Genomic DNA, 14,505 nt, shown 5'->3' with positions numbered 1-14,505 from the left:
TGCTCCGGCTCGCGTTGACGTTGACCGAGGCGACGGGCGATACATAGGAGGCATTGCCGCCCACGCTGGTGACATCGCGGGTATCACCGCCACCGCTGTGGCCCACGTTCATGCCGTAGGTGAACGCATTGTCGGCCCCCAGCGAGCCCATGACCGATTGCTGGATGCTCTGGGCGCCGCGGGTGTCGTGCTGCAGGCTGGTGAAGGAATATGGCGCATGCTGGCCATCCCCCAGCGGAATCCCGACGTTGAGCAGGATGCGGTTGTCCCAGCGGCCCCTTGTGAGGTCGAACTGGCGGGACACCGAGATGCCATAGCTGATGCGCCGGTAGCTGTTGTTGTAGCCGAGCTGGAACTGGGTGTCGTTGCCGGAGCGGCTCCAGTAGTTCTGGGTGCTGCCCGCCAGGTAGATCGATCCGTAGCCTGGCGGCAGCGCCTGGTTCAACGTCAACTGCAAGCGATTGCGCTGGACGCCGCTGATGGCCAGGCCTCTGGCATCGCGTTCCATGTCTCGCAGGATGACGGCATCGGCGAGGTTCAGGTAGCCCCTGCTGGAATAGCGGTAGGCCGCCAGGGTGACGTTGGTGCCGATGGGCTCCAGCAGCTTGCTGTAGAGGAGACGGACGCTGTATCCGTTGCGGTCCGGCTGCTTCTCGAAGCGCGCCCAAGCCTGGGTGACGTCCATGCCGAGCGCGCCAAAGGCGGTATTGAGGGCTCCGCCAAGCGCCACTGCGGTGTAATCCTGGGCCGCCAGCAGGCCGCCATAGCCGGTCAGCATATTGGTAAAACCGTGCTGCACCGTGGCCTGCACCATCTTCGGCGTGCTACGGGCGATGGGGTTCCGGTACTGGCCGGCGGTGACCTGGTAGCGCGTGATGCCCGGACGCAAGGAATTGACCGCCGCCGCATAGGGCACCTTCGAGATGCGCACGCTGCCGTCGGCCTCGGTCACGACCACTTCGAGGTCGCCGCCGTAGCCGGTGGGGTACAGGTCGTCAATGACGAAGGCGCCAGCGGCCACCGTGGTTTCGTAAATGATGTTGCCACTCTGGCGGACCTGCACGCGGGCGCTGGTGTTGGCGATGCCCCGGATGGTGGGAGCGTAGCCGCGCTGCGACTCCGGGTACATCCGGTCATCGCTCGCCAGTTGCATGCCGCGAAAGCCGATGCTGTCGAATACGGTACCGTCGGTGAATGCATCGCCGAGGATGACCTGGCTGCGGATGGCGGCAATGCCGCGCTGCAGGCTGGTCTGCACGCTCTGATAGTGGGTACCGGCCTGGTTGTCATGGCTCAGGTTGCCGAGGTGCCGGAAACGCCATGCGCCCACGTTGACACCGGCGTTGAGACCGATATAGGCGAACGACGTGGACTGCCCCAGGCTGGAAGAACGATAGGCATTCGCGTTGTACTGCAGACGCGCGGCGGTGATTCCCTCGTCCCAGTACTGCGGCTCGACATAGCCGCGGGCCCTGCGCTTGAGCGCGGCTTGCGGCAGGCTGATGTCGAGTCGCTGTTCTCCGTTGTCGAACTCTGCTGTACCGGCATTCACCAGTTCGGGCAGCGGCGCGCATGGACCGTCGGCAAGGCGGTTCGCTGCTTCCGGAAGGAGCTTGACCAGGTCGACGCCGACACGTTCGAGCAGGACACGGTCGAAACAGGGCTGCACGTTGCGGCTGTCATTGCCGATCTGCCGCACGGAAACCTCGGCGCGCCCCAGCCAGGTCTGGTTGACGTAGAGATCCGCGCGATAGGTTCCCGGCAGGGCCACGTTGCCTTTGTTGAACCGGCTCACATCGATGCGCCCGCCGCCGGTCTGGCGAAGGAACTGGTCGTTGAACTCGACTTCCGCCACCATGACGGGACCTGGCTGGCCGGCTCTGGCGGCCGTCGCGCCCGCTCCGGCGAACAGGCAGAAAAGCATCGCAGCGATCGGGCTCAAGCGGAAGGTGTGCGACTTCGATCTCTGTAATTGCATCGTCCCTACTAATAAGTATCGGGCGTGGGGCGTGGATGCCGCTGGAAGCGGACATGTCCCGGCCTGTTCCATCACTGGATTAGTCGCTGGATCACTGAGCAGGCGCGGTTCCGAGGTCGATCTCGGCGTCCATCGGGCCACCATAGTCGTTGATGGCCTGGTAACGCATGCGGCCTGGCGCGCCAGCGCTTAGCTCGCCCGAAAGTGGGAAGACCTTCGTTTCGCCGGGGCCGACCATCCCGCCATCGTCAAAGCGCGCGGTCTTGCCGCCTGCGGTGACTTCCAGCGCGCTGAAGGAAGCGTGATAGGCAGTGGGATTGCGCGCTTCGAGCGCCTGGCGCTTGTTGGCGTTGACCAGGCGCCACGCAATCTGGGCCGGGGCCTCGCCTGCGCTGCCCTTGAGGCCGGCGGGGCGGTAGAACAGCTTGATGCGCGATCGGAACGCGAACTGCAGGCGATTGACTTCGGCCTCGTCGCCGGTGGGCTTGGGTGGTATTTCCACGACGTTGAGCCAGAACACCGACTCTCTGTCCGGAGGCAGTGGTTCGCCCGTATAGAGGATGCGCAGCGTCTGCCCCTTGCTGGGATCGATACGGGACACGGGCGGGGTCACGGTGAACGGTACGGCAATCTCCGCCGGCGCGGCCTTCGCATTACCGTCGTCGATCCATGCCTGCACCAGCGCCGGGGCCTTGCCCTCGTTGCTGAGTTTGATCACGGCTTCGGATTCTCGTGCGTCATAGATGACCCGCGTTCCGGCAATGACGACAGAGGACGAGGCGGATAACGGGCAGAGCAACATGAACACACCTAGCCCTGTGATCAAGCGCTTCGTGATCGAATGCTTCATGGGTTCGCAAGTGGAAACGAATGAGGTACCTGGAAGGCGGAGCGGCCACTGGGGCCGCTCCGCATTTCAGCGTACCGGTGCCTCAATGGTCGGCGGACGCCGACTTACTGGTAGGCGATGGTGTAGAGCACGCTGGAGTTCGCCGCGCCGGCGGTAGCTACACCTGTCGCGACGTACTGCACGAAGTACGACAGGGTGGCGGAGCCGGCGGTGATCGCAACCGACTTCGAGTTCTGCGACGCGTCGGCGAAGCCTGCCTTGATCGCGGTGGCGTCCGAGTTCAGCAGGCCCAGCTGGACGTTGGTGGCGCCACCGGCGGTCAGGATCAGGTTGCCGGTCGTGCTGTCGGTGGTCGCGCCCGCCTCGAAGAAGGTGTGCACGTTGCCCGAGTTCGGCGTGCAGTTCGTCAGCGCGATGTTGAACGGCGTACGACCGGCCGTCTGCCCGGCGGTGGCCAGGGTCGAACTCGATACGGTCGGCAGCGTGACCGTGAAGTTGTTCGAGCCCCCACCGTTGCCGTTGATGGTGCAGGTCTGCGCAGTGATATTACCGTTGAAGGTAATGGTGCCATCGGCTGCCAGCGCATTCTGGGAGATTGCGATGACGCCGGCGGCGATCATGGTGGACAACAGCTTCGTTTTCATGGGTGAACCTCAAAGAGAAGAATGAAACCAAAGAAAGCATGCAGGCGGCCTATTTATCGCCGAGGCACGCAACTACTTCACAATTTCGCCCGTAAATAAATAGAGCAAAAAGGTCCTTTGCAAACTCAAGAGATGGTATTCAATGATTTCCCATCCAGAGCGGTAATTCTGAGATGTGGACGACATCCTCCGTAATTCATCGCCAGGAGGAGAAAAGTGTCCTAGTTTCCAGCACGCTTATCAGACAAAACAGCCCGAGGCAGATGTGCATAGACTTCCCCGATCTGCGCCTGCGGGCGCCCGATATAGAACCCCTGGACTTCGATGTCCCCGCGCGCGGTTAGCCATTCGAGTTGCGCTCCGGATTCAACCCCCTCAACGACTACCCGAAGTTGCAATCTCGCGCACAGATCGAGAAGTGCCTCAAGAACAATGCAACTTCGCTCATCGGTCGGGATTCCTCGAAGGAAGGATTTGTCGAGTTTTACTCCGTCAATTCGCATAGAACTTAATGCTGAAAAGGGCGGATAGGCAGAGCCGAAGTCATCGCACATGAGGCGAATCCCAAGTCCTTTCAGAGGATCCGTAAACTCCCTCAGCGAAAGCAGTGTCGAAGCGTCTTCCGTCTCGATAATCTCGAAGTCGAATCTGCCGGGGTCCACATGATAATGCCCCGTGATCGCCGTAATCCGTTCGATCAATCTCTCATCGACCAACACCGACGGCTCCATATTGACGGCAATACGGGTTGGAATTTTTTGATTTCGTTTTTCCAAGACAGCCAATTCCCTGCAGGCGGACTCAAAAACAAAATAGAAGGTCTCGCGCGCAAGTGCCTCATCAGAGAATGCGTGACGAAACGCACCGGGCAGCAGCACCCCGTAAGTCGGGTGGTGCCAGCGCAGCAGACACTCTACGCTGGTGACAGAGGCATTTCTCGCGCGCCATATTGGCTGAAAAACGAGGCCGAATTGCTCTGCGATCAATCCTTCATGCACGCGTTTTACAATGGCCCGAATGCCGGCTTCCCGAATGCCGGCTCGAGAGCCGTCGACAAGAAATATATTACCGGCGCCCTGTACCATCCCGTTCCCCTGTATTTCCAAGTTCTTCATGCGCTTTATCCATCTTTTCCGTCAATGGATAATAAGAGAGTGCGAATTCGGCTCCCCCAATCAATTGGTTCGAGATGAAATCTATCTGGATCGAACGCTCCGACCCACATGCGCAGCGTGTGCATGCACCATAGACTTCGGCTCCAATGGCCGTTAATCATTGATATGCGGTGCTACGCGATGCCAGCAGGTGCTGTCGGGTATATTTGTTGGGGAGGATTATGACCGAGAGGATCCGAGATCAGGTCGGAGTGGTGTCTAATGATAATTGAGTCCGTTCTCAATGTGCAGAGACGTCCGTATGCGTCGGGAACGCGAAGCGGGAAGGCTACGTCTAGGTGGTTTTCCCGCTTTTTTGTAAATTGTTATTGTATGAATAACCAAGCCTAAGTGAGCGCATAAAATATCTCATATACGCACATATTTTGTAACAGTTATTCAATTTCAGCTGGGAATTCGACGGAGTCAATACCGCCTTTGAAAACGAGCTTGACGAGCGTCGGTATGTTCTAGATGGACAACCGCGCTACATCCGCCTCCAGGTATGCGGCAATCTTGGGGGGGCTCGCATATTGCCTACCTGCGCTGTTCCCCCGCTCGCCGGACGTGCAGATCAACTCGCTGAGATGCTAGTCGGTCCCCGGGCAAGACTGCCGATCCGCTCAGTGACATGTACGCTTTTGTGGGCAGGGCGCGGGCGGGAAGTTGGCGGCCTTGATGGCGTCGGTTGAAATCAAGAAGGTGGGCTAGACGTGTGCGCGATGAGACGGTCAATGCCTTCTCGCCCAATGCGAGTGCGCGAGAGCGAATGCCTGAGTGGACGCGACAGACGAGACTCTCCTGACGGCCTGTTCTACTCCCATGATTTCGAATACTCGTGGTCGCGAAAGAGTTCGGGTAGGCCGGAAACCTGTTTAAAACGAAACACCTCATCCTTGTCCATTCCGAGCTCGTTGGCTACGTCGGCATCGCTCCAGCCTTTGCACAGAAGCACGGCTACGATGTCGGTCATCGGCAATACCGCATGGACTCCCCTGGCGCGATTGTGCCGAATCGTTGCTGCAATCCGGTCCTTGGCGTCGCCGCGGCTCTCGCGAATTGTGACGATGGGCAGATAGCCATGCAGCCTGGAGCGAATATCTGCAGATTCCTTGCCCACGCGCTGACGGTGAAATCCGTCGACAACAGTATGACGGCCCTGCAAACAGTGGGTCACGATAGGCTGGGTGTATCCGTCAGCGCGGATTGAATATTCAAGTAGACGCATTTCGGCTGGTGCAACCGTATTCGGATTGTAGTCATTGCCTTGAACCAAATCCCCCGTGACCCATTGCACGCAGTCCGTGGGCTCGCCGACGAAGGGGCTGTGGGCATGCAGGAGACGACGTAACGTGTTGATGACCTCGACTTTCTCGGCGAGAGGCAAATCATCGAGTTCCCGAAAAAGGGACGCCGCGCGAGCGGTCAGATTGCTCTTATTCGGCATGGCAAGAGACATGAGCCGCTTTCTCCAGCATCACCCATTGACCGCGGGTGCTGCGAATGCAAAATCCATGAGGCTCGAAGTAGCGGACAGATGGCTCCGGCACGCGAGTCGTCGCTGACACTCCCAACGCTTCGATGTGTATCAGTACTCTTCGGCGCAACTCCCCGAACAGTCCCCGACCGCGCGCCTCGGGGCGTACGTAGCCGTCGCGTATCCGAACGACATCTGGTTGCTCCTCAATACTGATGAATCCTGCGACGCGCCTGTCGGCCCTGCGAAGGGCTACGAACCAACGGTACAACGGACCATCGTTCAATGGATACCCACCACAATCGCGGCGGACGCGCGGGCTAGCAAAGAAGCGCCCCATGAGAGCGAAGAACAATGCCTCATCGTCAAATGAACGCAAGTCCATGAATTCGTAATCGACAAATGGTTTCATTCCGCGCCTCCTGCCGCGGAGGCCAGCATATCGACGTCACGACGCGCGAAGCCGAAAGATAGGGAGCGCGCCATGTCCTGCTTGAGCAGCGCCAGGGCGACACGACGCCAGGAAGGCTGGGTTTTCTTGTTTTCCAAGGCGGGTATCCCGGCGTCTGGCCAGCGCTCAAGAGGGTAGTCGTGCTGCGCCCACCAGTGGACGAAGCGCGCGATGCGCCGTCCGTAGACGTCGCGTAGCGGCTTGGGTAGGCTGGCGAGGAGAAAATGACTGTACTGTTTCCACGAACTGAAGGTCGGCGGGAGCCCGAGTCCGCCTCGGTACCCCAGCAATCGCTGACGGCAGTAGCGGGCGGCATAATTCGCACCTTCCACGCGAAGAGCCAGACGAAACCAAGTATCGGGCTCGATCTGGTGGAACAGATCCAGGCCTTTTCGCTGATCGTCGCCATAGGGCTGGCAGATGCGCATCTGTGAAAACGGGACTCCGGCTAGATACATCAAGTCATAGAGCCGGTTATAGGCCACGCCATGCTCGCCGACATAACGCCACAGGTCTTCGAAGCGCCAGTCGTAGACTGGAAAGAACGTAACAGCCCGGCTGTCGGAGTTGTTCCTCGAACTCCACTGGATCGGCGTTTGCGAATCAGGAACTGCCCACGCTCGCTTCTTGATCTTGGCGCTTCGCTTTACTGCTAGATAACGGTTCAGGGATTCGTCGGCGCGGATACCAACCAGAATGGCGGTGGACTTGTCGCGGGCCAGCCACTCATTGAAGGCGGGGATGAACTCCTCGAACTCCATGCGGTAGCGATAGAAGGGGAAGAATGCCTGATCGCTGATGACCGATGGGTGGGAGGGCAGGGGGCGGACCCAATCAGCCTCGCGCCCTGGTTCCCAGGCGCACCAGAAGGGTTCGTGAACGCTGGACGCATTGCGTAGGTTGATCGGAAGACAGATCCACCATGGGCGGATGTCGTCACGGTTGAACATCTCCGTGACGTGCTCGATGGTGGTTCGATACTGCCCTTCCAAGTCGACAAACAGAGCATGAATGGGCAGGCGCCCCATTTCTCGAGCGACTTCGAGCGCCAAGTGCAATGTGACGGAACTATCCTTGCCTCCGGAAAACGCCACGCAGATCTGTTCGAAGTGCTCGAAGATCAGCCGTATCCGGGATTTGGCGGCTTCATAGACATTGATGTCGTAATACTGCTTCGTCACTATCACCCCGTACGTCGCATCGACCCGAGTCGAGGCGACCAATGTAAGCGGGCGCTCGAATGCGGCACGGCCCGGACAGGTTCGTCAACTCCTGACGCAATAATAACGGAACGTTACTCGTATTACAAACGCTTACAAAATCTTTGTGTTCCTGGTTTGATGACCATGGGTGGGCTGCCAACAATCGAAGGCCATGCTGACGCATAGGCGTGTTATTCTGCAAGGAGGTGGCGATTGAGGCATATGTACCGATACTTTCGAGAAGGCGGACGCAGTTATGGCGGTGCATGCATGAACCAATACCCATCCAAGGGCACTCGCTCAGACAATGGTAAGCGGCTACTTGGCGTATCACGCGCTTGCAACGAAGTCTCGGGCGCCCGTGGCATTTCGCTATCGCGTCACCAATCTTTGCCGGCGCTCGCTGCGGCGATGCAGCCAGAAAGATGCCATGACGCGGGCGCCGATGGCCTGACTCGCCGATGACTGGCTCCTGAAACCTCGAAGCCTTCATCCATGGCCCGGCGACAGATTCACCGTCGAACATCCAAGGTGAGAGCCCGATGCCTGAATTGGGCACGCCGGGATCTGTGCGAGGGGTGTCAAGTAATGGGCATTCCTACCGCGATGAACCGGAGTATCCAACGCATTGCCGCCTCTACGAGATGGCATTCGCTCCCAGGAAAGAGGGGCTGGGCCCAATGGACAGTTGAAAACTCATCGCTTGCGGTGCGACGACGCCCTGCGTCGTGCGTAGCGCGGATAGCGGGCGCCCAGCATGTCCGCTATCGCCTGTGGACGGCACCCGTCTTCTGGCGGGCACTCGAGCAGATGCGTATCCGCGCAGAAATGCAGGATCTCCTGCAGCAATCCTTCGCGGGGCGCGGGTGGGAAATTCAGGTGTCGGGCCTTTGTCCGTTGGCGGTAGCCCGCATGCGAGCCACCTCAAGCCTAATCCACGCCGCTTGAGGTGCGGCAGGTCAATACATTCTGTCTAGGTGTGCCGGCCAGCGTGGCGGCGAGGGCCTTGGCTTGAAGCTGCAGGGACTTCGTGTTTGTCATCTCGGGAGATATCCTCAGTCGGCTAGTTGACTGACATCTCCGAGTATCATCTGCGATGCGGCCGCTGCAAGCCGATGCCACCTCCGGCAGGGTTAGAGGAATTTCATCTCTTCCCATTCGGGGATGGCTTTTCGCAGCGGTCCGGCACGGACGCTGCGGCGTGTTCTCATTCGCCCTCATTGGAGGGCACAACAGCGGCTCCATATTCCGTTGCCACCGGTCTTCGCTCCTTTCTGCAGGTGCGCTGACTCGAAATGGTCCTGCGCCACGATCATCATTGCGATGTCCTCCAATGCGCAGGTCTGCGTGTTGGGCAGCAACCAAGTTGCGAAAGCGCGAGACGTCCCCGCCCCGCGGCCGGCCAACAGCATGTCTCAAGTCTCTTATTCTTCCGCAGCACGCAATGATATACGGAACTGCGCATTCCGTAGCGAGTTACGCCTTAGCTACCCGGGACGTCTGCGCCGTACGATGCCGCACGGCCCTGGTCGCCGCATCTGCAGCGGTATCGAAACCGTTCTCGGCAACCTGTACCGCTTGCTTGGTCGTCGACTGCACGGTTTCGTACAACGTAGTGGTTGCTTTGATAGCGGTTTGCACGGCAGCGAACACCGCCTCGGAGCCCGCAGGCCCTGCGTTTCCAACGCTTTCCACTAGGCTCTGGACTCCACGCTTGTTGGCCTCGTAGTGGGCTTCGGCGAGCTTGTCGAACTCGGCCCTTGTCGATGCCGCGATCTCGCGAAAATGGCGGCGATATGACAAGGACCTTTCAGCTATCGGTTGCAGTAGCTCGACGTGCAGTGCCATCAACTCCTGTGGGTCTTTGACCGACAAGGCCCGCTTCATGCCTTCCCGTGTCTCTGCTAACGTGGACCTCATGGTTTGGAGATTCAACTCAAGCAGTCTCTCAAAGCCATCGAAGGCCTTGCTCGTCAGACTAGCCAAGGTTTCGAAACTTGCCTTTTGCGCTTCCACGATTTTCTCTGGGGAAAACTGATTCATCTTTCATCTCCTTAGAACCTGTTTCAAAAAGAGAAGCTGGGCATTGCTAACTTGAAGGCGAACCTGTTAACCCCGTCCGTTGTGACGACAGGAGAGACGGGATGGCAAGCCTATCATCGACGACGAACTGTTGGGCACTGATCGAACCGACGCCAGCGGCACGCCGATCGCGGTCATCCTGACCGGGGCGAACCGTAACGACACTGCCTCATTTGCTGGCGCACCCTTCAGCGCGAGGAGCCTTCATCGTGAAATGAATTCTTAGGCGCCGTCGCTGAAGGTATCCCGAGAGCCCGCGGTGTGGTTACCACCATCCGTGAACGGATCACGGGTGCCCATCGCGTGACCACCGTCGGTGAACGGGTCTCGCGTGCCCATCGCGTGCCCCCCAACGGTAAAGGGATCGCGCGGCGAATTGACGCCAGCATTCGCGATGCCCGCGACGCCGCCAAGGGTCGCCACGATCAGTGCCACCAGAGCAGTTTTCTTCAAACTACGCATTCTATTACTCCTTGTTTCGATAGTGGCTCAGTGAGCCTGCACTTGCAGTGTAGAAAGATGTGCCCCACCAGGGCCTGACGATAGAATTACAAATGTGTCATGTTGGTACTCCTGGCGATCTGGCCTTCATTAGCCAGCCGTATAGAGCTTGCTACGCTCGATATAGACGCGCACGCCTTGAGCGTTGGGCATAGCCGGGAACAGGACGCCAAGATCCACGGATTTGCCGTGAATGAATTCGGCGAATGTCCAGGTGGCCTCCTGCGCGCCGCTGCGGAAGGTCACCGTGTCGCCCGACGCTACATTGACATACTTCAGGCCCGGGGCGAGCGTCACCGCGCGCGCGGCCGTGTTCGCCGGCGCCAGGCTACCGAAGAGCGCCGCTTGCGGCCCCAATGTCGTAACGGACTGCGCCGCGGTCATCGTGGGCGCCGCGCCGGAAACGGTGCGGGGTGCCGGCGTGCCGGCTGGTTCGGCGGCTTGCCGCCGCACGTGATCTGCCCAGTTGTCCCCGGCATTGGTTCTGGTCTGGTCCGTGCTCCACGCAGGGGGACTCAGAAGAATGGAAAGGGCCGACAGCGCCATTGCGGTAGAGACGGTCTTCCTGGTGTTCATGATGCGCTCCATAACGTTTCGAGGTGTAACCTCTTAAGTGTCATGATAGGGAGCCAACACTCACGCGGACGTTACCTGGGAATTACATCCACGTAAGCTCCCCGCATCCTCCGTCTCCCCAGAAATGGGTACGTCGGCGGGATCAAGGTCAAGAAACTCCGTTGCCAGAAGACGAGGGCGTCGGCCCGCCCGCGACGCTGCCGTGGTGGCACAAGCCAAGGCAACCCGTAACAACTCAAGGTGGTGCGCCCGCTCTCGCGCCACAGACGTGTGCCAGGCGATCGATTGAAACGCGGCCCGCGGAGTTCTCGTCGTTGACGCCAAACTCCGCAGCCCACGCGTGGTATTGCGTTCCCGCTACGAAGTCCAGCCCTTCTTCTTGGCCACCAGCAGCAGCGAGCCGCCTGCCGGGAAGCGCAAGCCGGCGCGTATCAGGTTGTGCTCGAGGGTGCAAACACCCCCTAGCACGCCGTTCATGGCCGACCCAATGCGAAACCCGTCGTCCATGGCATCGCCGGGCGGCTTGGCGCGCTGCCACACCCGGGAGATGGCCATCGCGGGCAGCAGCAGCGTCATGAAGGAGGTGACGGCCACAATTTCGAACCCGGCCGCCTCCACTTTCTTCACCAGTTCTTGGCGGGTATAGCGCCGCTTGTGCTTGGCCGCATCGTCCACATGGCTCCACAGCGACGGATGCTGGGGTACTGTCAATACGATCCCGCCATCGTTCCTGCACGCACGATACATCTCGGCCAAGACCTGGGCATCTTCCTCGACGTGTTCGATGACGTCAAACGCCCCCAGGACGTCGAAGGCGCCGCTATAGGGAATTGCACGGGCATCCATCTGCAAAAACAGGGCTTTGCATTTGCGCTGCCCCGTCTTCAGCGCGCGCAACGATGCCTCGCCGCCCACCAGGCGAGCACGCGGAAACCGGGCCTGGACCGCCCGCAGGTTCTCTGCGGTCCCGCAACCGACGTCCATGAACGAGCGCAGGTTCGGAAAGTAGCGCTGCAGCGCATCCAGGATCAGTTTGCGGCGATAGGCGAACCAGAAGTGTGTCGCTTCTAGCTTCTCGTATTCGACAAAGAGCGGCTCGTGAAAGCCATCATGGTCAACCATCATGGTGGGTGCCAGACAGAGCATGCCGGCAAGAACACGGGGCTGCCAACCGCACGCGGTGCACGCCCACACGTCAATCTTGAGCGGGGCCTTACATTGATTACAGATGCGCATCGCTGTCTCCGATATCGTGCGAGCGCGACTGTCAGATCGCACGCCGCACCATAGTTACCCTGCATTGCCATCGTGCATGGACGAGCAGGCAGGTGTGTTTCGCCTTCAGTCATAGGCCGAAGGACGATATCTACGAACGTGGGAGGTAGCCGCCCCAAAACCGCGTGGGCGGCGTCAGAGATGGCGGGAAGGCGGGCGCAGCAACGTCTCGGGCGTTGTGCTGGCAAATATCGAGAGGAGCGATGCAGGCAGCATGCCGTTCGCTGGTAACGCTTGCGTTCCCGCGAAGACAAAGATGGCTAGTGTCAAGGCTGCCGAGCAGGCAGAACAAGCATGGCAACCGCGCGCCTTGCCGCGTTCCTTGCTTGCCGGACAGTGATGCGACTTCGTATCGCAGTGTGCGTCAGTCTCGTCGGCGCTCGCCTTGCCAGCGGCGTGGATGGTGGTGAGCGTTGCGAAGAGAGCAGAGCCCTGCCGCAGCACGGTCAGTTCGTCGCACGAAAGGGTAGCCACCGCGCCAACGTTCTGAATTGGCAATGCAAATACAACGAGCCAAAGCGACAGGTAGCGCAACAGTCTTCTCATCCGGCGGCATCAAGCATCAATTGATTGCGGAGTTTATAGAAGCCGCCTGTCAGTCGAATGACGGGGACATGACAGACTCGGCGACCCTCCCGAGTCGAAGCCGCCGCGGCTCAAGTCGCAGCAGTAGCGCTGTGACGGGTGCCGTGGACTCTTGCTAACCCACGGCGGCGTCACGGTAAGCATGAGAAGGAAGCCAAGAAGCGACGCATTGTGCGACGGAGGGCATGCGGATTTTGCCTGATTAGCATCACGCTGCGGCTATCTCGCGTCGGCGTGCCGGTGGGCAATCGACAGGCGCGTGCCGGTGTTCAGTGGCCGCGAGAACCGTAAGCGCCATTGTGGCGACGACGCTCTGATTAGATGACTGGCGCACCATGGTCGGATAATGGTCGCGCGTATGAAACGCGATACTCCGTGCCAGAATCGGTTGCCGCAAAGAGGACCGATGTGTGAGCTCTGCTGCAACTATCAACGGTCCGGCACTGACTGCCAACTGCGGCGTCAGTGATCTACGTCGCGCTGCTGCCCGGCGGCACGGCTCCCCTTTGCGCTCAGCCCTAGTGGCCTAATCGGCCTCGCGCAAGTAGCTGAAAACCACCGAATGCGGCTGCAGCGCGGCCCTAAGTCCACCATGGCTAGCACCGCACTGCTGGCGTGATTGGCTGATCCGCCGCCTTGTCGGTGAAAGCGATCAGCAACTCTCCGCGAATGGCGGCGGTGCCGCAATGCCTTTCACCGCCACGCCGATCGCTAGAAGATGCTTGATGTGCATGAATATCCCTCTCCGATCAATCTGTCATCGCTTCGGGTCACTGCTTGTCCGGGTACCCGGCCTCGCTAAGAGCCGAGAGGAAAGCGCTCTCGTCCAAGGCGCTATCGACCCGAACTTCACGCGCGGGCGGGTCGGTTTCGATGCTGGCTTGCGGGTCGACGCTCAGCAGCGCCTTGGTGACGGACTTGGCGCAGCCGCCGCAGGCCATGTTTGGAATGTAGAAACGAAGCATCTTGATCTCCTGGTTGGTTACTGTGTCCGACTAATATGGGCTTTGACAGCGTGGTCATGTCAAACGTTTTTCGGCGAAATTTCTTACTTCGACTTCAATGGTGAGATTCTGGCCCCCGCGTTTGAGCGAGCTCGAGAAGGGATGACCATCGGAGAGCGTTGACCTCGATTGGATAAGAGCGAGGCTGAGAAAGCTGATGCGGGTTCACCTCGGCTCACGAATGAGTCACCGTGGCGGCGTGGCGAGGCGGGTGTGTCGACCCCAAACCGAGGCGTCCTAAAGGATCGGGCAATTCGGGCGGTCACTACCGTGGTAGCGATTGGCCAGGTGCTCGAGCGTTTGCGCCATCGCTTAAGCCAAGGTCGCGTGCGCGACGGATGAAGCGAAGGCTATGCACGTCCGGCGAGCTGTAATGTCGGTAGCCGGCATCAGAACGAATGGCTTTCGGAATCAAGCCAATCCGTTCGTAGTAGCGAATCATCTTCGCCGAGACGCCGGAGAACTTGGCTGCTTGACCGATATTCATCGTTCATTCCTCCTGGGGGACCAATCAGAACCCACCCGCAATCCGGGGGCTTGCCTACGCGCCGATGCTACCTTCTCACCCACCAAGATGATCGGTGCGACACGCACCCGGTGCGCGCCTTGGCTTCCGCCATGATCTCGGGGCCGGAGAGATCGCGTTCTTCGAATGCGATCCCCTCTCTCGCGAGCCAAGCCTTCAGCGTCCGGCAGTCGGGGCAAGTCGGTGTCATGTAGATGATG

General features: G+C 59.7%; 14 protein-coding genes and 1 pseudogene. All 15 read right to left on the bottom strand.

Annotated features, from left to right (window positions below; genetic code table 11):
- On the bottom strand, positions 1 to 1,978 hold a 1,978-nt coding region (locus AC3FOF_RS38065), incomplete at its 3' end, for a fimbria/pilus outer membrane usher protein (RefSeq protein ID WP_488729566.1).
- Positions 1,979 to 2,069: 91 nt separating this feature from the next.
- A complete protein-coding gene (locus tag AC3FOF_RS38060; RefSeq protein WP_488729570.1) occupies positions 2,070 to 2,780 on the bottom strand; it encodes a fimbria/pilus periplasmic chaperone in 711 nt (236 codons plus the stop codon).
- A gap of 152 nt (positions 2,781 to 2,932) precedes the next feature.
- Complete coding sequence (locus AC3FOF_RS38055; RefSeq protein ID WP_488729565.1) at positions 2,933 to 3,472, bottom strand: fimbrial protein; 540 nt, start codon at positions 3,470 to 3,472, stop codon at positions 2,933 to 2,935.
- A gap of 221 nt (positions 3,473 to 3,693) precedes the next feature.
- Positions 3,694 to 4,587, bottom strand: a complete 894-nt coding sequence (locus AC3FOF_RS38050; RefSeq protein ID WP_488729564.1) for an EAL domain-containing protein — start codon at positions 4,585 to 4,587, stop codon at positions 3,694 to 3,696.
- Between the two features lie 853 nt (positions 4,588 to 5,440).
- Positions 5,441 to 6,085 carry an IbrB-like domain-containing protein gene (locus AC3FOF_RS38045; RefSeq protein ID WP_276266752.1) on the bottom strand — a complete coding sequence of 215 codons (645 nt, stop codon included), beginning with the start codon at positions 6,083 to 6,085 and terminating at the stop codon, positions 5,441 to 5,443.
- Entirely contained in the window at positions 6,063 to 6,515 is a 453-nt protein-coding gene (locus AC3FOF_RS38040) for a GNAT family N-acetyltransferase (RefSeq protein ID WP_276266751.1), read from the bottom strand. The genes AC3FOF_RS38045 and AC3FOF_RS38040 overlap by 23 nt, the downstream gene beginning before the upstream one ends.
- On the bottom strand, positions 6,512 to 7,735 hold the full coding sequence (locus AC3FOF_RS38035; protein WP_488729563.1) for a DUF3440 domain-containing protein: 1,224 nt from the start codon (positions 7,733 to 7,735) through the stop codon (positions 6,512 to 6,514). Before AC3FOF_RS38035 ends, AC3FOF_RS38040 begins: the two co-directional genes overlap by 4 nt.
- A 1,497-nt stretch (positions 7,736 to 9,232) precedes the next feature.
- Positions 9,233 to 9,799, bottom strand: coding sequence for a phasin family protein (locus AC3FOF_RS38030; protein ID WP_488729562.1), 567 nt, complete (start codon positions 9,797 to 9,799; stop codon positions 9,233 to 9,235).
- 261 nt (positions 9,800 to 10,060) lie between these two features.
- The gene (locus AC3FOF_RS38025) at positions 10,061 to 10,300 is read right to left on the bottom strand and encodes a hypothetical protein (RefSeq protein WP_488729561.1); all 240 of its coding nucleotides are present in this window, start codon (positions 10,298 to 10,300) and stop codon (positions 10,061 to 10,063) included.
- A 129-nt stretch (positions 10,301 to 10,429) separates the two neighbouring features.
- Positions 10,430 to 10,927, bottom strand: a complete 498-nt coding sequence (locus AC3FOF_RS38020; protein WP_488729560.1) for a CzcE family metal-binding protein — start codon at positions 10,925 to 10,927, stop codon at positions 10,430 to 10,432.
- 345 nt (positions 10,928 to 11,272) lie between these two features.
- Entirely contained in the window at positions 11,273 to 12,040 is a 768-nt protein-coding gene (locus AC3FOF_RS38015; RefSeq protein WP_488729559.1) for a class I SAM-dependent methyltransferase, read from the bottom strand.
- Between the two features lie 285 nt (positions 12,041 to 12,325).
- Positions 12,326 to 12,724 (bottom strand): hypothetical protein, encoded by a 399-nt coding sequence (locus AC3FOF_RS38010; RefSeq protein WP_488729558.1) that lies wholly within the window; start codon positions 12,722 to 12,724, stop codon positions 12,326 to 12,328.
- Between the two features lie 821 nt (positions 12,725 to 13,545).
- Entirely contained in the window at positions 13,546 to 13,740 is a 195-nt protein-coding gene (locus AC3FOF_RS38005; protein ID WP_488729557.1) for a heavy-metal-associated domain-containing protein, read from the bottom strand.
- A gap of 276 nt (positions 13,741 to 14,016) precedes the next feature.
- Positions 14,017 to 14,266 (bottom strand): annotated as a pseudogene (locus AC3FOF_RS38000) (MerR family DNA-binding transcriptional regulator).
- A 67-nt stretch (positions 14,267 to 14,333) separates the two neighbouring features.
- Positions 14,334 to 14,495 carry a glutaredoxin family protein gene (locus AC3FOF_RS37995; protein WP_488729569.1) on the bottom strand — a complete coding sequence of 54 codons (162 nt, stop codon included), beginning with the start codon at positions 14,493 to 14,495 and terminating at the stop codon, positions 14,334 to 14,336.
- Between the last annotated feature and the right edge of the window lie 10 nt (positions 14,496 to 14,505).

Source organism: Cupriavidus sp. 96C5-1 (assembly GCF_057798855.1).
Note: the sequence above shows the minus strand (reverse complement) of the source record. Positions and strands in the feature narration are given on the sequence as shown.

What these genes read in the sequence shown, in the direction of transcription:
- AC3FOF_RS38060 (WP_488729570.1), bottom strand. Translation starts at nt 2,780, where the DNA reads ATGTTGCTCTGCCCGTTATCCGCCTCGTCCTCTGTCGTCATTGCCGGA.
- AC3FOF_RS38055 (WP_488729565.1), bottom strand. Translation starts at nt 3,472, where the DNA reads ATGAAAACGAAGCTGTTGTCCACCATGATCGCCGCCGGCGTCATCGCA.
- AC3FOF_RS38050 (WP_488729564.1), bottom strand. Translation starts at nt 4,587, where the DNA reads ATGAAGAACTTGGAAATACAGGGGAACGGGATGGTACAGGGCGCCGGT.
- AC3FOF_RS38045 (WP_276266752.1), bottom strand. Translation starts at nt 6,085, where the DNA reads ATGTCTCTTGCCATGCCGAATAAGAGCAATCTGACCGCTCGCGCGGCG.
- AC3FOF_RS38040 (WP_276266751.1), bottom strand. Translation starts at nt 6,515, where the DNA reads ATGAAACCATTTGTCGATTACGAATTCATGGACTTGCGTTCATTTGAC.
- AC3FOF_RS38030 (WP_488729562.1), bottom strand. Translation starts at nt 9,799, where the DNA reads ATGAATCAGTTTTCCCCAGAGAAAATCGTGGAAGCGCAAAAGGCAAGT.
- AC3FOF_RS38025 (WP_488729561.1), bottom strand. Translation starts at nt 10,300, where the DNA reads ATGCGTAGTTTGAAGAAAACTGCTCTGGTGGCACTGATCGTGGCGACC.
- AC3FOF_RS38020 (WP_488729560.1), bottom strand. Translation starts at nt 10,927, where the DNA reads ATGGAGCGCATCATGAACACCAGGAAGACCGTCTCTACCGCAATGGCG.
- AC3FOF_RS38015 (WP_488729559.1), bottom strand. Translation starts at nt 12,040, where the DNA reads ATGATGGTTGACCATGATGGCTTTCACGAGCCGCTCTTTGTCGAATAC.
- AC3FOF_RS38005 (WP_488729557.1), bottom strand. Translation starts at nt 13,740, where the DNA reads ATGCTTCGTTTCTACATTCCAAACATGGCCTGCGGCGGCTGCGCCAAG.
- AC3FOF_RS37995 (WP_488729569.1), bottom strand. Translation starts at nt 14,495, where the DNA reads ATGACACCGACTTGCCCCGACTGCCGGACGCTGAAGGCTTGGCTCGCG.